Source organism: Celeribacter sp., from assembly GCF_048270365.1.
Lineage (GTDB): Bacteria > Pseudomonadota > Alphaproteobacteria > Rhodobacterales > Rhodobacteraceae > Celeribacter.
On the sequence record NZ_JBLWTA010000001.1, the window covers coordinates 197,862 to 214,953 of the forward strand.

A 17,092-nucleotide genomic window follows, 5' to 3' on the forward strand; every position below is an offset into this window, starting at 1 on the left:
TAAAGTCGACGGATTATGCGAGGCTCATAACGGGATCGTTATGGCGCGAGCCGCACGAGCCGATCCTCAGAGGCACCATCGCGACGCGGCGAACGGGTGGTGGTGATGGCATAGACCTCATCGCCCACAACAAGCACATCGCGCAGACGCTCGCCTGCGCCATAGGCCCCATAAGCCTCTGTGACCTCCCCCGTCTCGGAGATGCCAAGCACCGCACCTGCCCGAAGTCCGGCGAGCAAAAGCCCCTGCCCCGAAGATGTCAGCCCGGACGGCGCCCAGGTGCTACGACCGGAGTGCGCAAAAGGCGCCTGCATCCCCTCACGGGTCTCATCGCCTTGGATCAACGGCCAGCCGTAATTGCCCCCCGCGACGATGCGATTGACCTCATCGTGGCCGGATTGCCCGTGCTCTGCGGCAAACATCTGGCCCGAGGCGTCCCAAGCGATCCCCTGTGGGTTGCGATGCCCCAGGGAATAAACAGGCGAGCCGGGGAAAGGATTGTCCTCGGGCACCGCGCCGTCGGGTGTCAGGCGCAGGATCTTGCCAGCAAGGCTGTTCACATCCTGCGGCAGCGCGCGGTCCTCGACCCAACCGGTGGTGACATAGAGCATCCCATCCGGCCCAAAGGCCACGCGCCCGCCGTTGTAGAGCGGATGGCCGGGGATATTGTCCAAGAGCACACGGGTCTCACGCCAGCTCTCCCCGTCTTTCGCAACCTCGATCACCCGATTGTACCGCGCCTCGGGCGTACCTGCGTGATGATAGAGCACCGCGCGGCTGGTCTCGGCAAAATCGGGACGCAGCGCGAGGCCCAAAAGCCCCCCGCCACGATGATTGAGGATCGGCACAGAGGTCTCGACGGGCAGACGCGTAAAGCCCTCCCCATCGAACAGGCCCAAACTGCCCGCTTTCTCGGTCACATAGATCACATCGCCCAGTGCCTCGATGTCCCACGGGTAGTCGAGACCGTCCAAGACGGTCTCCCCCGGCGTCATCCCCTGCGCCATCGCCGCAGCTGTCACACCAGAGCTGAGCACCAAGGCCAGCCCCAGCGCGGGCCTCAGCTTACTCGCCATATTCGGCATCCGTGACTTTCTCGCCCCATTCCACCGCAGAACCTTCGACGCTGGCCTGAATGGCGTAATGCGTCACAGAGGTGCTGTCGGTGGCGCCATGCCAATGCTCGACCCCCGGCGGACACCAGACCACATCGCCTGCGGTGATGATCTGTTTCTCCTGTCCGCGTTCCTGGGTCCACCCCGTCCCGTGGGTGATCACCAACATCTGGCCCGCCGGATGTGTGTGCCACGCGGAGCGCGCCCCCGGCAGAAAGGTCACTTCACCGGCGCTCACGTCATGCATCTCGGGCGCAAAGACCGGCGCGACATAGGCGGTGCCGGTAAAGGTCTCGTCGCTGCCGATCTGACCGGGGCGTTCGTGATGGTGGGAGATTTCGACGGATTGGGCAAAGAGTGCGGCGGGGGCCAGGGCCAGTGTCAGGCCAAGTGCGAGTTTCATAGGTAGTCCTCTCTCGTTTGATACATGTTGAAGACAACTTAGGTCGCGCCCCCTCTCGGATCATGGCCCCTTCCCTCAACGCATTCATGATGACCTCTCATGAATGGCTTGCATGGATTGGCGATTATCCTCGCCGCGTTTTGCGTCATCCTATCTGCATGTATTTGCCCCCTTCCCACAAAAGGACGCCAAAGAGATCATGTGTGACGCCTGTAACTCCTCCCCCGAATTCCTGACCCGTGAGGGCGAGAGCCGTCGTGGCTTTCTGACTGCCGGGGCCGCCGCTGCTGTGGCCGCACCTTTGGCTGCGACCGGCTTTGCCGGGGCCGCTCAGGCCCAAGACGCCAATGCCCTCTCTGAGACCTCCCTCTCTGAAAGTCAGGTGCAATCCTGGGCCGCCTTCGACACCGAGGGCTCCTTTGCCCGCCACACCATCACGCGCCGCGCCGCTGGGCCGAAGGACGTGGTGGTCGAGATCATGTACAGCTCGATCTGTCACTCCGACATTCACACCTACAAAGGCGACTGGGGCCAACAGGTCTATCCGCTGGTGCCGGGTCACGAGATGGTCGGTCGTGTGGTCGCCGTGGGCGCGGATGTGATCAAATTCCGCGAGGGCGATTACGCCGGTGTCGGCACCATGGTGGACAGCTGCGGGGAATGTGCCAACTGTGTCGCTGACCGGGAACAGAACTGTCTCAACGGCACAACCTTTACCTATGGCTCAGAGGATAAAATCTCCGGCGGTGTGACCTATGGCGGTTACTCGAAGAAGATCGTCGTCAAGGAAGAGTTCGCCCTGCGCATCCCGCCGGGGGTGAACCTTGCGGGGTTTGCGCCGCTCCTCTGTGCGGGCATCACCACGTTTTCGCCGATCAACCACTGGGATCTGAAACCGGGTCAGCGCTATGGCGTGATCGGTATGGGCGGTCTGGGCCACCTCGCCGTGAAACTCGCCGTCGCGAAAGGCGCCGAGGTTGTGGTTTTCACCACCTCCGAGGCCAAACTCGCCGATGCCAAGGCCTTTGGCGCCACCGAGGCCTATCTCTGGTCCGACGAAGAGGCGCTTGCGCAACAGGCGATGAGCTTTGATCTGATGATCTCTACCGTTCCCGTGGCCTATGACATGCAGCCCTTCCTCAACATGTTGAAACTCGACAAAACGCTGGTCAATGTCGGTGCGCTGTTCGAGGTTCAGGGCGCTCAGGGCATGATGATGGCGTTCAACCGCCAGAGCCTTGCCGGCTCCATGACCGGCGGGATTGCGGAGACCCAGGCCGTGATCGATTTTGCCGCCGACCATGGCGTGGCCGCGTCCTATGAGATGATCACCCCGGATCAGATCGGCGCGGCCTGTGAAAAGGTCGTCAACAAACAGGCGCGCTACCGCTATGTCATCGACATGACCGCGGCCTGATGCCATCCTGTCGGGACGGGTCACAGCGCCCGTCCTGATCCCGTTACGGAGTTAAAGAGATGTTCGCCGCCCTCCTCCGCACCGCCCTGTTCGGCCTTGCCCTGACTGCTCCGGTTTTCGCGGACAGCTCCGAGACAACATTTCAGAAAGACCGCCCCATGACCAAAATCACGTTCACCTTCGGCGCAGAGGTTCTCACCGCCACGCTCGACGACACCCCCGCCGGGCAGGATTTCGCCGCCATGCTGCCGCTTGAGCTGGAGCTGACGGATTACCACGGCATTGAAAAGATCGCCGATCTGCCGCGCAAGCTCGACACCACCGGCGCGCCCCGGGCCTATAAACCCGAGACCGGCGACATCACGCTCTATGCGCCTTGGGGCAATCTTGCGATCTTTTACAAACCCTTCCAGAAATCCAACGGCCTTGTGCGTCTGGGCGCTTTCGATGGCTCTGTTGCGCCTCTGGTCGACGCGGGCGACACCTCTGTGCGGATCGAGATCGCGGACTAAGGCCACGCCGTCCTCAGCTTTCCCTGTTTACAGCCCGCGCTTTGGCTGCCAGTTTCCCGGCAGAAACAAAAACTGTCAGGAAACGCCATGACCGATGCACCCACGCCCGACGCCCCCACCCCAGACGACATCACGGCCCGCCACAACGCAAAAATGCGCAAGATCAAAGCCGCGCGGGACAAGATCATGGCGACGAAGACCGAGGAAAAAGGTCTCATCATGGTGCATACCGGCAGCGGTAAGGGCAAATCCTCGTCTGGTTTCGGCATGATCATGCGCTGCATCGGGCACGGCATGCCCGCCGCCGTGGTGCAATTCATCAAAGGCAGCTGGGAGACCGGCGAAAAGACCCTCCTGCGCGAGCGGTTCTCTGACGAAGTGCGGTTTTTCGTCTCCGGCGAGGGCTTTACCTGGGAAACCCAAGACCGTGACCGCGACGTGGCGGCGGCACAAAACGGCTGGCGCATCGCCAAGGAACAAATCCTCGACCCAGAGATCCAATTCGTGTTGCTCGATGAGATCAACATCGCGCTGCGCTACGATTATCTCGACATCGACGAGGTGGTCGATTTCCTGTTGACGCAAAAGCCGCCGATGACCCACGTCTGCCTCACCGGCCGCAACGCCAAGCCCGAATTGATCGAGGCCGCCGATCTGGTGACCGAGATGACGCTGGTCAAACATCCGTTCAAGGACGGCGTGAAGGCGCAAAAGGGCGTGGAGCTTTGATTTTCTGATCGAAGACCCGCGGTTTTGTCGTAAGCTTTCTCCATTGATCTGACACTTCAATGGATTTTACGCATGACCGACCTGTTCAAAGCCCTTTGCCTCGCTCTTGTCAGTTTCCCCCTGCCCCTGTCGGCGCAGGAGCCGCCGCTCCAGCTCTACTCCGGCACCTACCGGGCGGGCAGCGACGGCTATCGTGTCAGTTTTGAGCTGACGGGCAACCGGGTCGAATTGACCGTCGGCACCCATGACTGTCTTGGCCAAATGAATGGCACGCTGATGCAGGATCAGCTCGGGAATTATGTCATCATGGACGACGACTACGAGACGACCCAATGCCTGATCGCGCTCAGGCCCAACGCCCAAAGCGCCACACAGGGCAGTTTCGATCTCGATCAGGGTCCCGGCTGCACCTATCACCACGGCGCAAGTTGCCAATTCTCAATCGGCGACCTGCAGCTTCAGCCTGGTTCCTAACCGTCCGCCACACAGAGCTGTCGCTGGGTGCCGAGGCCCTCGATGCCCAGATCGACCACATCGCCGTCCTTGAGATACTGCTGCGGCACCTTGCCCATGCCGACACCGGCGGGTGTGCCGGTCGAGATGATGTCACCCGGATAGAGCGTGAAGAACTGCGACAGGTAGGAAATCAGATACGCCGGTTTGAAGATCATCGTCGCGGTCGTCCCGTCCTGCATGCGTTCGCCGTTCACGTCACACCACATCGCCAAAGCGTCCGGGTCCTTGATCTCGTCAGGCGTCACAAGCCACGGGCCGAGGGGGCCGAAATTGTCCGAGGACTTGCCCTTCGACCATTGCCCTGCGCGCTCAAGCTGAAACCCGCGTTCGGAGACGTCGTTCACAAGGCAATAGCCCGCCAGATGCTCCAACGCCGTGTCTTCGCTCACGTATTTCGCGGGCTTGCCAATCACCAGCCCCAATTCGACTTCCCAATCGACCTTTTCCGCCCCGCGCGGGATCAGGATCGGATCATTCGGTCCACAGATCGCAGAGGTGTATTTCGCGAAAATCACCGGCTCTTTCGGCAGTTCCATGCCGCTCTCCTCGGCATGATCGGCGAAATTGAGCCCGATACAGATGAATTTGCCTGTCCCGCCCACGCAAGGCCCCAACCGCACCTCTTCGGTGATCAAGGGCAGCGTCTCGATGTCGAGCCGGTTGAACTCAGTGAGCCGCGTCAAAACATCGCCCGACAGATCGTCCAAATGATCCGACAGATCGCGCAGCCGGCCCTTGGCGTCGATCAAACCGGGCTTTTCCGCCCCTTTGGGGCCAAAACGTGTGAATTTCATTAGTGTCTCCTCCAGTTGAGGGGAGGATGGCTTTTCCGCCGAAAAGGTAAAGCAAAAATCCTGCACAGGCGTTTTGAGCATCGACAAAGTGCCCCATATCCCCTCAGCGCACGATGGCTTTCGTCATCTCGGTCGCAGAGGAAAACCCAAAAATAGACCTCAACGGACCAAGCGACAAGACGGAGCGCTCCGCAAATCCCAACCGTTCGTAAAGTGCGCGCGCCCGCGGGTTGGTGTCGATGACATCGAGCCTGATCTGACGCAGCCCCTGACGGGCACAATGGACCTCTATCGCGTTCAAAAGCGCGGTGCCGACACCTTGGTCCCGCGCCTCCGGTTCCACGAAAATCCCATCCATCAAGAGCGTATCATCGTCGCATCTGCGCTCCAGGGCTTGGATCAAGGCGCCCCGAACACTGCCGCCGAGCCAGCCATAGACGCGCGCCATATCCCGCATGCCCCCACCGACCAGCGCGCCCTGAGGCGATTTGAACCCCGCCATGCCGAGAAACGCCCCGTCTTTCGACACGGCGGAGATCGCGTGGGTCGGGTCCATGACGCTCTCAAGAAAGGCGACGGCCTTTTTCTCCGGCCCCAGAGGATAGCGCAGCTTGCGCGAGAAGGCGCGCCAATATCCCTGCGCCGCCTGCGCGAGATGCTGCGGCTGAACGCCCTGCTCCACGGTGAAGGGCTCGGTTTGGAATATTGTACTCATCAAACGCACTCCATAGTTACAAGGCGTAAATGGTGACAAAGGCAACTGATTTCAAATGAAGCGATGGTTTTTTGGGGCGGCCGGGGTTGTGGCCTTATTAGTATGCGTCTTGATGTGGCGGCTGGGCGATCACGATCTGGAGCGCCGCCCCAGCGAGACGCTCTTTGTCACGGTCTCGGGCGCGCGCATCGCCGGAACGATCTGGCTGCCTGACGAGGCCCCGACCGCGGTGGTGGCGCTTGTGCATGGCGACGGCGCGCAGGACCGGACGTCCTCGGGCGGCTACGCGCCTCTGATCAATGCCTTTCTCGACCGGGGTTTCGCCATCGCGTCCTGGGACAAGCCGGGCGTTGGCCAAAGCGAGGGCAACTGGTTGCGGCAAACCATGTCGGATCGCACAGCAGAGACCCGCGCGGTTCTCGCAGTTCTCAAAGAGCGGTTCGAAGACACCCCAGTCGGCGCCCTCGGCTTTTCTCAAGCGGGCTGGGTCCTCCCCGGCCTGACGCGTACAGATGCGGATTTTCTGGTGACCGTCGGCGCGGCGGTCTCCTGGCAGGATCAGGGCGACTATTACACCGCCGTGCGACTGACGCGCGAAGGCTATGACGCAGAGGCCATCAAAGCCACGCTCGCCGCGCAAGAAATCGAAGACGACCGGCTCTTTGGCCCCAACGCGACGCCCGAAGACAGGCCACATGGTATGTCCCGCGACCGCTGGCAGTTTATTCGCCTGAACCGAGGCGCAGACGCGCGACAGGCCCTCTCGACGCTGGACATCCCCCTGCTGGCGCTCTGGGGCGCGGAGGATTTGAATGTCGACCCCACCCGAAACCCCGAGATTTTCCGTGAAACTCTCGGCAACCGCCCCGACCACAGCCGCATCCCCGCCCGCATCGTTGTGGTTCCCAATGCAACGCACGGGCTTTTGAAGGCCCCTGAGTATAACTGGCAATTGACCGAGGAGTGGTCACGCGTTGCGGTCGTCAGGTTTTTGCTCGAAGGCCGAAACGCCTACGCACCCGATGCGCTGAACACGATGTTCGCATGGATTGAGGGGATGGAGTATTTGGGGGGAAGGTAAAAGTTAGTGAAGATGGTTTTGCGCGCGTTGGGGGAGATCGGTTGGCGAGACAGGGCGGCCATTCGCTGCGGCTGCGCCAAAGTCGCGTTTGTGAAACGGGCAATCAGATGGCGCGCTCCCTTCTCCACAATCAGTCCTTCAGCGTAGACTGTCCATCAAGATGCTTTCCTAGTCCAGCCACCATCGCATCCATCAGAGGCTTGTAGTCCGCAAAATACTGTGGCGGCGCATGCAGCGAAGTCTTTGAAGGCTTGAGGAACTCGGGACCGATGCGAAGCGCATGTGGAAGGCGTGGTATCATGAGGTGACACAAGAATCCCTGCACCAGCAATGCGAACGCGAAATGGTTTCCGGGCTTCTTGCCCTTCTTGCTGATCCGGTAAGCGTTCACGGGCAGGATAATGTCTGAGACGACATCCTGTGAGAATCCCCCATCAGGGAGCGGGCGTTTATCGTAGAGCCTCTTGATAGAGCATGAGCAAGATTTCAGCGTATCTTCCCGGTTGCCTAGTAGGAGGGCTAAGAGGTGCGCCCTGTAGCGCATGCTAACCCTTGCATTCGCGTACATACTGTTTCCGGTCACGCTCGCCCGCCAGCACACCGATGCTAGGCACTGGGCAAGATGATTTGGCGAAAACTCATATCTGACGCCGAGGCCGTTAGCTTTTATCTGTTTATCCCACGCCTTGAAGGCGTTCGTAAGCGGGCTGTCGAAGTTTTTGTTAAAGTGGGTTTCGCATTCCCGACAGAGCAATTTTGCCTTACCGGTGTTTTGGCTTAGCCCAATCTTACCTTCGCCATCTGGTATGCTGATAAGTTGCCCGTTATTCCGCCTTGAAATGGCTTTGAAAAACCCATCTGGAATCGAATGAGACGCGCATAGTTCACGTTCTTCTTGGCAAAACGCGCAAATCGGCATTTTCGGCTTCCAGCATCAGGACTCGGATTAGGGATTTTCGCTTACCACGAGTGGGAGGCCGCAAAAAGTCAACTTTCGTTTCATTGGGCGCACCTTAAAAGCTGACTTTGGTACAGATTACAGCATCGGTCAATTTAGCCTCCAACCAGACCTTCGTTGCAAATGACAAGAGCCTCCCCCTTGCGAGCCTCCGCACAATATCCCAAACACATGCGCGATACAGGGAGACGCGCGCATGACCGACACACCACGGATCACAAGACGGGGAACAATACGGAGCACAAGCTGGAAAGCCCCCGCGGCCTTTGCGCTGGCGACGCTGTTTTTCCTCTTCGAATTCATCTCCCGCATCGCGCCCTCCACCGCGACCACGGCGATCACGCAAGACCTTGAGCTGACCAAAGCCGGTCTCGGCGTGTTTTCCTCTCTGTTTTTCTGGGTTTACGCCCCGATGCAGATCGTGGTCGGGCTGTTGCTCGACCGCTGGGGCGCGCGGCGCTTTGTGGTTCCGGCCATTGCGTTTTGTGCCGGTGGGATTGCGCTCATCGGTCTCGCGCCCCATGTGGTCATCGCCTCCGTCGGGCGGTTGATGACCGGGTTTGGCGCGTCTTTCGCCTTTGTCGGCGCGCTTTATGTGGTGAACCACTGGTTCGCGCCCGCGCGCTTTGCGCTTCTGTCAGGCCTCGTCAATGCGGTCGGCATGTTGGGCACAGCGATTGGTGTCATCTGGCTCACCTCTCTCACAGAGACCGCAGGCTGGCGCCCGTCCTTCATCGGCATCGGGATCACCGGCGGCGCGCTTTTCGTTCTGGCGCTGTTTTTCTACCGCGAAGCGCCGTCCGCGGGCGACACGGACACCCATCCCAATCCGATCGGACCGCTAAAACAGGTGATCAAAAGCCCGCAGGTCTGGCTTTTGTCCCTCGTGGGCGCGCTGATCTACATGCCGATCAACGTCTATGGCGGGCTTTGGGGCAACGAAGAGCTGATCGCCGATCATGCCCTCTCTGCCGTCTCCGCGGAAACCGCCGTCTCCATGATGTTTTGGGGGATGGCGGCGGGATCCGTGCTGTGGGGCGCCGTCTCAGACGCTTTGGGCCATCGCAAATGGATCGTCTTCGCGGGCGCCATGGCGGCCACGCTGTTCTGGGGCTGGGTCATTTTGGGGAGCAGCAGCAACATGGTGCTGATCTCCGTCGCACTCTTCCTCGGCGGCCTGTTTTGCGGCGCGCAGATGCTGACATTCGCCATGGCGAAAGAGGGCCAAGACCAAAGCGCGGTCGGCACCGTCACCGCCTTCGTGAACATGATCGGGATCGGCGCGGCTTTGGTGTTTCAACCACTGGTCGGCTGGCTTTTGGACCTCACGGGCGGCAATCATGCGCTGGCGCTCTCTGCCGTGCCGATTTGCTTGGGGCTGGCCGCGCTCATGATCCTCGCGCTCAAGGAACCGGATCAACCGCACCTCAGGGGCGGCCGGTCCTAAATCTCAGTTCAGCCGCGTGCCGTTGCAGCCGTCCTGCGGCATCATCATATCCGGCTGCGGCAGGTTCAACAGCGCCTCAAGCCCCACGTTATCCGCCACCAAATCGGCCAGCGTCATATCGTCAAGCACGCCGTAAAACGCCTCCAGAGCCGCCGTCAGCGCCAGACGCAAACGACACACGGCCTGCAGCGGACAGGTGTTGTCCTGCGCCGCGAAACATTCGGCAAAGGGCACATGCGCCTCGAAATGCCGAAACACCTCGCCGATGGTGATCTCGTCAGGATTGCGCGCCAAAACGATCCCGCCCGCACGGCCGCGCGTGGTCTCGATATAGCCCTCATTCGCCAAAAGATGCACCACCTGCGCCAGATGGTTTTCCGAGGCATTTGCCGCCTTGGCAATGCCCGCACGGCGCACCATATGGCCTTCGTTCACGGCACAGGCCATGAGCACGCGCATGGCGAGGTTGGTTCGGATCGTCAAACGCATGGCTGGTGGTCTCCATCTCTGGCTTGGGTTTAGACAAGGGGCGCACGCAGGTTTCAGCCACATTACCTGGCGTCAAAATACTGTGACTTTGATCTGGATCAGAAAGGTATATTTCAGATAAAGAAATGAGAGGCCTCGAAAGGCACGCGCAGAGTTTCACCCTCCCGCCCCCGCACAACCATTTCTCGGTCTTGGAAGGCGATAGCCTCAACGCCCTGCCAGCCCTCGGGCTGATCGAGCACCACCGTGGCATGGGAAAGCACATGGGTGCGCCCCTCGTCCAGCGCGAGCACGGTTCTCACCCCCTCCCGCGCCACGGCATTGTCGCCAAGCGCAGCCCTGTGCCCCTCAGCTCCCGCCGCGCAGCCGTCCTCGACGCCCAAAACGCCATCATGCCGCCCATCCCAAGGCGCATACGCGCGCCCGCCGTTCGATATCCAGAGCATCGTGACGGGCATGACACGGCTGTCTTTGACAAAGACCACAATGTCTCGCTCGCGGGCCCGCGACACGGCGGTCCAGCCGAGGCCCTCCACGTCGTCTTCGACCAGCGTGACGAAATCCTCGTGACCCGTCTGATGCGGATAGTGGCTCAAATCCACCCTGCCCCCATCCCGCGCCGGGAATTGCGTCAGATCGGTACTGCGCCCCGGATAGGCCAGAATATGAGCTTCCTCCAAAGGGGCTTCCGAGGTCAGTGCCACGCGTTTCGGAGAGGTTGCGATATGATCGCCGGGAGACACCCGGATCATCGGGTGATGCGCAAAGGTGAGCCCCCCGGCCCCGCCCGTGATCTCATGCCGCTGATAGAGCACCGTCTGATCGGAGCGGAGCGTGATCTCCTTGGTGATCTGCGCCCCCATTACCGGACGCTCCAGCGCGAGCTTCATATGGGCATGAGCGTCAGTCTCAGAGCGAGTGATCAAATGCCACGCCGAATTGGCCGTCCAGCCATGAGGCGGGTCTTGTACGACATCAGAACCGCCAAAGGGCGCGGCTAGAAAATCCCCCGCCAGATGCGCATCCACCACGCTCAAGGCCTCAGCCGCCAAAGGCGTACCGACCCAATGCGCCGCGTGGAACACCTCGCGATCCTGAACGGTATAACTGCGAATATTGCCGACAGAAGCGTCAAAGCAAAGCGCAAGCGCCCCACAGCCCAGCCGCAGCTCCATCAGCCCCAAACCCTACCCACGAAACCCTGTCGCGACGACGAATTTCTCGGAACTGTCAGAGCGCGACGAGGGCGGCTTGAAATGCTGCACCTTCTCGAACTTCTGCTTGAGGAGCTTCTGCAAATCCCCCTCGGCGCCGCCCGCCAAAACCTTGGCCACAAACGTGCCGCCCGGAGACAGCACATCAAAGGCCAGATAGGCCGCCGCCTCGCAGAGCGCCATGATGCGCAGGTGGTCGGTCTGTTTGTGGCCCGAAGAGGCCGCCGCCATGTCGGACATCACCACATCGGCCTCACCGCCGAGCCAGTCCTTCACCTTTTGGTCCGCATCGTCTTCCATGAAATCGAGCTGGTGAATCTCGGTCCCGGCGATCGGTTCGACCTCCTGCAAATCGACGCCCAGAATGGTGCCGATCTTTTTGCCGGACTTCTCGCCCAAAGCGTTCACCCGCTTCACCGCCACCTGACACCAACCGCCGGGCGCACAGCCCAGATCGACCACCCGCGCGCCGGGCAGGAGAAAGCGGAACTTGTCGTCGATCTCCATGATCTTGAACGCCGCGCGGCCGCGATAGCCCTCATCGCGGGCACGTTTCACATAGGGATCGTTGAGCTGACGTTCGAGCCAAAGCGTCGAAGACAGCTTGCGCCCCCGCGCCGACTTCACCTTGACGCGCAAATCCCGCGCGCCGCGTCCCGATGTCGCCCCGGGTTTCTTTTTGTCACCAGCCATGAGTCTACGCGTCCTTTTGATCGAAAGGCCTTATAACAGAGCCGAAGCACTCAGGGAAAGAGCCGGTTTCATGAGTATTTAGACAACAAAGGAAACCCGACAAGATTTTCGGGCCATGTTTCCTTTGCTGCGAAAAATACTCACGCGAACCTTAGCCAAAGGCCTTGAGCCGCGCCATGAGGCTCGAGGTGTCCCAACGCCCGCCGCCCATGGTTTGCACGTCCTTGTAGAACTGATCGACCAGCGCCGTGACCGGCAAGGGCGTGCCGGTATCTTCGCCCGCTTCGAGACAGATCGCCAAGTCCTTGCGCATCCAATCGACGGCAAAACCATGCTCGTAATGGCCCGCCAACATGGTCTTGTGGCGGTTGACCATTTGCCAGCTTCCCGCCGCGCCGCCGGAGATCACATCGACCAGCGCCTCGCCATCGAGGCCGGATTTTTCCGCCAGCAACAGCGCCTCGGACAGCCCCTGCACCAGCCCCGCGATGCAGATCTGATTGCACATCTTGGCGGTCTGCCCCATGCCGACCTCGCCCAGACGTTTGACGATCTTGCCGTATGCGGCCATCACCGGCTCGGCCTTGGCGTAATCACCCTCCGCGCCGCCGCACATGACAGAGAGCACACCATTCTCTGCCCCCGCTTGCCCGCCGGACACCGGTGCGTCGACATAGCCGATCCCGGCCTCTGCGGCGCGTGCGGCCAGCTCGCGGGTCACTTTAGCCGACACTGTGGTGTGATCGACAAAGATCGCACCGGGTTTCATGCCCGCAAAAGCGCCATCTGGGCCAAGACAAACAGAGCGCAGGTCATCGTCATTGCCGACACAGGCCATCACGAAATCGACTCCTTCTGCGGCCTCGCGCGGTGTGGGCGCAAAGCCGCCGCCATGCGCCTTGGCCCAGCCTTCCGCCTTCGCCGTGGTGCGGTTGTAGACCGTCACCGCATGGCCTTTCGAGGCGAGATGCCCCGCCATCGGGTATCCCATGACCCCAAGACCCAAAAATGCAGCCTTCACACCCGTTTTCACCATGGCTTTTCCCTCGCGCGTCGATGTGGTTTAACGGCCGAAACCGTAGCCGCTCGCGGCGCGGCGTCAACATGCATTCGCGCACATCTGACAGGACCGCCCCTCATGGCCCGGATTTTCTCTTTGCTGCTCAAGATCGTCTCAGGTCTCGTTCTTTTGACTGTTTTGGCGATCTGGCTGACCTATTGGCTCGCCGCGCGCTCCCTGCCCGATTACAACGCGGATTTTGAGGTGGCGGACATCAGCGCGCCGGTGGAGATTGCACGCGACAACGCCAATGTGCCGCATATTTTCGGCGCCACGGATGAGGATGTCTATTACGGGCTGGGCTTTGCGCACGCGCAGGACCGGTTGTTCCAGATGATGCTCCTGCGACGCACAGCCCAAGGACGACTGTCGGAGATGTTCGGCGAGCGCACATTAAAGACCGACGAGCTGATGCGGCGTCTTGGCCTCTATGAGGCCGCGCGGCAATCCGCACAGGTGCAAAGCCCCGAGGCCACCGCCGCGCTCGAGGCCTATGCCCGCGGGGTGAACGCCTGGATCAAAGAGGTAAACGAAGGCGCATTGGGGCGCGGCGCGCCGGAGTTCTTTCTCTTTCCGTCCGAGATCGCCTATTGGCAGCCCGCCGATTCCATCGCGATCCTGAAACTCGTGGCCGTGCAGCTGTCGGATCAGATCCCGAACGAGGTGCTGCGCGCTCGCGCCTCTCTGTTGTTGCCGCAAGAGCGCCTGCGCGATCTGATGCCGGACGCCCCCGGCACGGGGCTTGGGCTTTTGCCCTCTTACGCCGCGCTTTTCCCTGAGGCGCAGCCGGGCGTGGCCCCCTCTGGCACGCAATATGCCCTCTCGCCCTTCCCGAAATCCGGCCTCGCCGGCGCCTCCAACGTCTGGGCGGCGGGACCGGGGCGCTCGGCCACCGGCGCGACGCTTTTGGCCAATGACCCGCATCTGAGCTTTTCCGCGCCGGGCGCGTGGTATCTCGCGCGGCTGCAGTTGAGCACCGGCGGTGTGATCGGCGCCTCTGTGCCGGGGATTCCGGCAATTGTCTCGGGTCGGCATGAGAGTTTCGGTTGGGGCATCACGGCGGCCTATGTCGATGACGCCGATCTCTATATCGAAAAGCAAAACCCCGATGCGCCGGGCGAGGTTCTGACACCCGACGGCTATAAACCGCTGCGCAGCCGCCCCTCGATTGTCCAGATCAAGGACGCAGACCCCGTCACCTTGACGCTGGAGTGGTCCGACAACGGCCCGATCCTGCCCAAAACCGCCTTTGACGTCGACACGATCACCCCGCCGGGGCATCTGGTCTCTGTGGCCTGGACCGCGCTTGTACCCGATGACCGCTCGATGTCGTCGGTGATCGCGCTCAACCATGCGACAACGCTGACACAGGCCATGGTCGCCGCGCGCGACTTTGCCGCCCCTGCTCTGAACCTCGCCATGGCGGACCCGGACCGGGTGCAGATGAAGGTCATCGGCCGCGCACCGATGCGCGATGCGCTGCATCAATCCAAGGGCCGCATCCCCTCGCCCGGGTGGCTTGAGGCCGACCGTTGGCAGGGCTGGCGCGATTTCGACGATCTGCCGCTGTTCACGGCGGATCGCGATGGCATCATCGGCAACACCAACAACAAGACCGTCGATGCGCCCTTCCCGGATCACCTGTCCTACCATTGGGGCGACACCCAGCGCATTCAGCGGTGGCAACGCCTGATGCAATCGCGCGAGGTTCACACCCGCGACAGTTTCATCGAGGTGCAAAACGACGTGGTCTCCGCCGCCGCGCGCAACCTCTTGCCGCTGGTGGGGGCCGATCTGTGGTTCACCGGCGAGGCCGCGCCCGAAGGCACGCCCGAGCGCCAGCGCCAACGCGCGCTGACGTTGTTGGCCGAGTGGAACGGCGAGATGAACGAGCATCTGCCGGAGCCGCTGATTTACTACGCCTGGATGCGCGCGCTTCAGGACCGTTTGATGCGCGACGAGATCGGGCCGCTCGCGCGCGAGTTCACCCATGTCGATCCGATCTTTATCGAACGCGTCTATCGCGACATCGGCGGCGCCTCGGCCTGGTGCGATGTGATCCAATCGGCGCCCGTGGAGACCTGTACCGACATTGCGCGGCAATCTCTGGACGATGCGTTGTTGTGGATCGGCGAGCATTACTCGACGAACCTTGAGAGCCTGCGTTGGGGGGATGCCCATATGGCGCATCACGATCACCCGGTGCTGGGCGATGTGCCTTTGCTGAAATGGGTGGTGAATATCCGGCAATCGACCTCTGGCGGTGACAACACGCTGATGCGCGGCGTGACGGCGGGCGATGCGCCGGAGCCCTTCGCGAACGTGCATGGCGCGGCCTATCGCGGCGTCTATGACTTTGCCGATCCCGACAGTTCGGTCTTCGTGACCGCCACCGGCCAGTCCGGCCATCCTTTGAGCCGTCACTATGACGATCTGGGCGAGCTGTGGCGCCGGGGCGAATATGTGCCGATGAGCCTCGACCCGGAGCTGGCGCGTGCGGCTGGCGTCGGCATCACGCATCTGGTGCCGGAAGAGTAACCAGAGGAGTGAGCGGAGAATGACCTCAGAGTGGGATAAAATGCGCGCGGGCGACTGGTATTGCTGCATGGACCCCGAGATAGATGCGCACCGGACAAAGGTCTTTGACGCCGTGCACCGCCACAATATGGCGCTGCCCTCCGAACGCGGCGACATCCACCCGGAGCTGCGCGCTCTGCTGGGTGCCGCGCCCGAGACCGCCCGGATCGAGGGGCAGTTTCACCTCTTGTATGGCGAGAACCTGTTTCTGGGCGACGGCACCTTTCTGAACGTCGGATGTGTCGTTCTGGACAGCGCGCGGGTCGAGATCGGGGAGAACACGATGATCGGGCCTCGCACGCAAATCTACTGCGCCGATCACCACCGCGATCCGGTCTTGCGCGGGCAACTCATCGAACGCGCCCTGCCCGTCACCATCGGCAAAGATGTCTGGATCGGCGGCGCCGCGATCATCCTGCCGGGGGTTACGATTGGCGATGGTGCCATCGTGGGGGCTGGCTCTGTGGTGACCAAGGATGTGGCCCCGGGCGCGCGGGTTGTGGGGAACCCGGCGCGGGGGATTTAAGCCGCGTCAGTCAAAAAAGCTGAAAAGCGCCCGCAGCGGTCGCCAGAGATACTCGAAGAGAAATGTCAGAAGCTCCGACAGGGACATCTCCTCTCGCCGCATCTTCAGGACAATCAGGACAACGCCCCAGATCACCAGCCCCGGAAAGGCGATGAGCGCGAAAGGAACGGCGAAGGGCGGCCCCTCCACGGCCAGAAGAATGAACACAAGGAAAGCAGCGATAAACCCCAGGCTGCAAGCGAACTCTGACATCGGCGTAACTGGCCCTTGTCGGTGGCCCCGAACACGCTCGGATGTGTTCAACGCCGAACGTTCTGGGTCAAATCGAAACGCCGGACCGCGCCCCAGCCCGGATAGGCGCTTTTCAAAATCTTGTCGTGACAAATGTAGTCTCCCGAATGCGTCTCAAAACACATTCGGGATACAGGGTCCGTGTGGCGAAAATGAGGAAACGCGTGGCGCGACTGGCTCAGAGCCTCACGCCTGCCCTTTGATCTCATCCTTATAGACCAAGAACGCCGCGCCCTTTTGCATGGCTTTCCGCGCCGAAGCATCGAGCGCCTTGTCTTTGAGACGCGGGCGCCCGGTGAGGTCCAGACCCTTTTTCATCTCCATGCTGGACCAGCCAGTGGCCTCAAGCGCCTTAAAGCCCTTGGCAATCGCGAGCTTTTGTTCGCCCGCCACCATGAAGACCATGATCGCGTGACGCCCGCCCAGACGCAGGCCGGTTTTGGCGCCGGCCGTGGCCTCGAACAGCATCATGAACAGATGTCTTTGAGGCTTGCCCTCTCCGGGAGCCTTGGCGTCCGGTTTGGTCTTTGTCTTGGCTGCCTGCTCTTTGCTCAT

At 61.4% G+C, this 17,092-nt stretch carries 19 protein-coding genes; 8 read left to right on the forward strand and 11 right to left on the reverse strand.

The features are described 5' to 3' along the window. Positions 1-38: 38 nt before the first annotated feature. Both ACN0X0_RS00955 and ACN0X0_RS00960 read right to left on the reverse strand, forming a co-directional pair. The gene (locus ACN0X0_RS00955; RefSeq protein ID WP_417277633.1) at positions 39-1,076 is read right to left on the reverse strand and encodes a PQQ-dependent sugar dehydrogenase; all 1,038 of its coding nucleotides are present in this window, start codon (positions 1,074-1,076) and stop codon (positions 39-41) included. Further along, on the reverse strand, positions 1,066-1,518 hold the full coding sequence (locus ACN0X0_RS00960; RefSeq protein WP_417277634.1) for a cupin domain-containing protein: 453 nt from the start codon (positions 1,516-1,518) through the stop codon (positions 1,066-1,068). Before ACN0X0_RS00960 ends, ACN0X0_RS00955 begins: the two co-directional genes overlap by 11 nt. Before the next feature lie 112 nt (positions 1,519-1,630). Between ACN0X0_RS00960 and ACN0X0_RS00965 the strand changes: the two genes are divergently transcribed. The 4 genes from ACN0X0_RS00965 to ACN0X0_RS00980 all read left to right on the forward strand — a co-directional run bounded on the left by ACN0X0_RS00965 (position 1,631) and on the right by ACN0X0_RS00980 (position 4,650). Continuing rightward, on the forward strand, positions 1,631-2,935 hold the full coding sequence (locus ACN0X0_RS00965; protein ID WP_417277635.1) for an NAD(P)-dependent alcohol dehydrogenase: 1,305 nt from the start codon (positions 1,631-1,633) through the stop codon (positions 2,933-2,935). 158 nt (positions 2,936-3,093) lie between these two features. Then, complete coding sequence (locus tag ACN0X0_RS00970) at positions 3,094-3,447, forward strand: cyclophilin-like fold protein (RefSeq protein WP_417277636.1); 354 nt, start codon at positions 3,094-3,096, stop codon at positions 3,445-3,447. An 87-nt stretch (positions 3,448-3,534) separates the two neighbouring features. Beyond that, positions 3,535-4,176, forward strand: a complete 642-nt coding sequence (gene cobO, locus ACN0X0_RS00975) for a cob(I)yrinic acid a,c-diamide adenosyltransferase (protein WP_226550760.1) — start codon at positions 3,535-3,537, stop codon at positions 4,174-4,176. Between the two features lie 72 nt (positions 4,177-4,248). Further along, positions 4,249-4,650 carry a hypothetical protein gene (locus ACN0X0_RS00980; protein WP_417277637.1) on the forward strand — a complete coding sequence of 134 codons (402 nt, stop codon included), beginning with the start codon at positions 4,249-4,251 and terminating at the stop codon, positions 4,648-4,650. On the opposite strand, the gene ACN0X0_RS00985 is transcribed toward ACN0X0_RS00980, so the two are convergent. After that, the gene (locus ACN0X0_RS00985) at positions 4,647-5,486 is read right to left on the reverse strand and encodes a fumarylacetoacetate hydrolase family protein (RefSeq protein WP_417277638.1); all 840 of its coding nucleotides are present in this window, start codon (positions 5,484-5,486) and stop codon (positions 4,647-4,649) included. The genes ACN0X0_RS00980 and ACN0X0_RS00985 overlap by 4 nt on opposite strands. A 103-nt stretch (positions 5,487-5,589) precedes the next feature. Then, entirely contained in the window at positions 5,590-6,201 is a 612-nt protein-coding gene (locus ACN0X0_RS00990) for a GNAT family N-acetyltransferase (protein ID WP_417277639.1), read from the reverse strand. 88 nt (positions 6,202-6,289) lie between these two features. On the opposite strand from ACN0X0_RS00990, the gene ACN0X0_RS00995 reads away from it, so the two are divergent. Further along, the gene (locus ACN0X0_RS00995; RefSeq protein WP_417277640.1) at positions 6,290-7,282 is read left to right on the forward strand and encodes an alpha/beta hydrolase; all 993 of its coding nucleotides are present in this window, start codon (positions 6,290-6,292) and stop codon (positions 7,280-7,282) included. 130 nt (positions 7,283-7,412) lie between these two features. On the opposite strand, the gene ACN0X0_RS01000 is transcribed toward ACN0X0_RS00995, so the two are convergent. Then, a complete protein-coding gene (locus ACN0X0_RS01000) occupies positions 7,413-8,201 on the reverse strand; it encodes a hypothetical protein (protein ID WP_417277641.1) in 789 nt (262 codons plus the stop codon). A gap of 235 nt (positions 8,202-8,436) precedes the next feature. Between ACN0X0_RS01000 and ACN0X0_RS01005 the strand changes: the two genes are divergently transcribed. Then, complete coding sequence (locus ACN0X0_RS01005) at positions 8,437-9,687, forward strand: MFS transporter (RefSeq protein ID WP_417277642.1); 1,251 nt, start codon at positions 8,437-8,439, stop codon at positions 9,685-9,687. 3 nt (positions 9,688-9,690) lie between these two features. On the opposite strand, the gene ACN0X0_RS01010 is transcribed toward ACN0X0_RS01005, so the two are convergent. From ACN0X0_RS01010 to ACN0X0_RS01025, 4 genes are all read right to left on the reverse strand, one after another. Beyond that, positions 9,691-10,176 carry an RrF2 family transcriptional regulator gene (locus ACN0X0_RS01010; protein ID WP_417277643.1) on the reverse strand — a complete coding sequence of 162 codons (486 nt, stop codon included), beginning with the start codon at positions 10,174-10,176 and terminating at the stop codon, positions 9,691-9,693. A 113-nt stretch (positions 10,177-10,289) separates the two neighbouring features. After that, positions 10,290-11,351, reverse strand: a complete 1,062-nt coding sequence (locus tag ACN0X0_RS01015; RefSeq protein ID WP_417277644.1) for a hypothetical protein — start codon at positions 11,349-11,351, stop codon at positions 10,290-10,292. A gap of 12 nt (positions 11,352-11,363) precedes the next feature. After that, on the reverse strand, positions 11,364-12,083 hold the full coding sequence (locus ACN0X0_RS01020) for an RlmE family RNA methyltransferase (protein ID WP_417277645.1): 720 nt from the start codon (positions 12,081-12,083) through the stop codon (positions 11,364-11,366). A gap of 151 nt (positions 12,084-12,234) precedes the next feature. Beyond that, positions 12,235-13,119 (reverse strand): NAD(P)-dependent oxidoreductase, encoded by an 885-nt coding sequence (locus tag ACN0X0_RS01025; RefSeq protein WP_417277646.1) that lies wholly within the window; start codon positions 13,117-13,119, stop codon positions 12,235-12,237. Positions 13,120-13,221: 102 nt separating this feature from the next. On the opposite strand from ACN0X0_RS01025, the gene ACN0X0_RS01030 reads away from it, so the two are divergent. Both ACN0X0_RS01030 and ACN0X0_RS01035 read left to right on the forward strand, forming a co-directional pair. After that, positions 13,222-15,681 (forward strand): penicillin acylase family protein, encoded by a 2,460-nt coding sequence (locus tag ACN0X0_RS01030; RefSeq protein WP_417277647.1) that lies wholly within the window; start codon positions 13,222-13,224, stop codon positions 15,679-15,681. Positions 15,682-15,700: 19 nt separating this feature from the next. Further along, complete coding sequence (locus ACN0X0_RS01035) at positions 15,701-16,246, forward strand: sugar O-acetyltransferase (RefSeq protein WP_417277648.1); 546 nt, start codon at positions 15,701-15,703, stop codon at positions 16,244-16,246. Positions 16,247-16,252: 6 nt separating this feature from the next. Here the strand turns inward: ACN0X0_RS01035 and ACN0X0_RS01040 are convergent, their stop codons facing one another. Both ACN0X0_RS01040 and ACN0X0_RS01045 read right to left on the reverse strand, forming a co-directional pair. Beyond that, positions 16,253-16,498 (reverse strand): hypothetical protein, encoded by a 246-nt coding sequence (locus tag ACN0X0_RS01040; protein WP_417277649.1) that lies wholly within the window; start codon positions 16,496-16,498, stop codon positions 16,253-16,255. 225 nt (positions 16,499-16,723) lie between these two features. Beyond that, positions 16,724-17,092, reverse strand: coding sequence for a hypothetical protein (locus tag ACN0X0_RS01045; RefSeq protein WP_226550744.1), 369 nt, complete (start codon positions 17,090-17,092; stop codon positions 16,724-16,726).

Bases quoted from the DNA above. Each gene is read 5' to 3' on its own strand.
- ACN0X0_RS00955 (WP_417277633.1), bottom strand. From the start codon at position 1,076: ATGGCGAGTAAGCTGAGGCCCGCGCTGGGGCTGGCCTTGGTGCTCAGC.
- ACN0X0_RS00960 (WP_417277634.1), bottom strand. From the start codon at position 1,518: ATGAAACTCGCACTTGGCCTGACACTGGCCCTGGCCCCCGCCGCACTC.
- ACN0X0_RS00965 (WP_417277635.1), top strand. From the start codon at position 1,631: ATGGATTGGCGATTATCCTCGCCGCGTTTTGCGTCATCCTATCTGCAT.
- ACN0X0_RS00970 (WP_417277636.1), top strand. From the start codon at position 3,094: ATGACCAAAATCACGTTCACCTTCGGCGCAGAGGTTCTCACCGCCACG.
- cobO (WP_226550760.1), top strand. From the start codon at position 3,535: ATGACCGATGCACCCACGCCCGACGCCCCCACCCCAGACGACATCACG.
- ACN0X0_RS00980 (WP_417277637.1), top strand. From the start codon at position 4,249: ATGACCGACCTGTTCAAAGCCCTTTGCCTCGCTCTTGTCAGTTTCCCC.
- ACN0X0_RS00985 (WP_417277638.1), bottom strand. From the start codon at position 5,486: ATGAAATTCACACGTTTTGGCCCCAAAGGGGCGGAAAAGCCCGGTTTG.
- ACN0X0_RS00990 (WP_417277639.1), bottom strand. From the start codon at position 6,201: ATGAGTACAATATTCCAAACCGAGCCCTTCACCGTGGAGCAGGGCGTT.
- ACN0X0_RS01000 (WP_417277641.1), bottom strand. From the start codon at position 8,201: ATGCCGATTTGCGCGTTTTGCCAAGAAGAACGTGAACTATGCGCGTCT.
- ACN0X0_RS01005 (WP_417277642.1), top strand. From the start codon at position 8,437: ATGACCGACACACCACGGATCACAAGACGGGGAACAATACGGAGCACA.
- ACN0X0_RS01010 (WP_417277643.1), bottom strand. From the start codon at position 10,176: ATGCGTTTGACGATCCGAACCAACCTCGCCATGCGCGTGCTCATGGCC.
- ACN0X0_RS01015 (WP_417277644.1), bottom strand. From the start codon at position 11,351: ATGGAGCTGCGGCTGGGCTGTGGGGCGCTTGCGCTTTGCTTTGACGCT.
- ACN0X0_RS01020 (WP_417277645.1), bottom strand. From the start codon at position 12,083: ATGGCTGGTGACAAAAAGAAACCCGGGGCGACATCGGGACGCGGCGCG.
- ACN0X0_RS01025 (WP_417277646.1), bottom strand. From the start codon at position 13,119: ATGGTGAAAACGGGTGTGAAGGCTGCATTTTTGGGTCTTGGGGTCATG.
- ACN0X0_RS01030 (WP_417277647.1), top strand. From the start codon at position 13,222: ATGGCCCGGATTTTCTCTTTGCTGCTCAAGATCGTCTCAGGTCTCGTT.
- ACN0X0_RS01035 (WP_417277648.1), top strand. From the start codon at position 15,701: ATGACCTCAGAGTGGGATAAAATGCGCGCGGGCGACTGGTATTGCTGC.
- ACN0X0_RS01040 (WP_417277649.1), bottom strand. From the start codon at position 16,498: ATGTCAGAGTTCGCTTGCAGCCTGGGGTTTATCGCTGCTTTCCTTGTG.
- ACN0X0_RS01045 (WP_226550744.1), bottom strand. From the start codon at position 17,092: ATGAGCAAAGAGCAGGCAGCCAAGACAAAGACCAAACCGGACGCCAAG.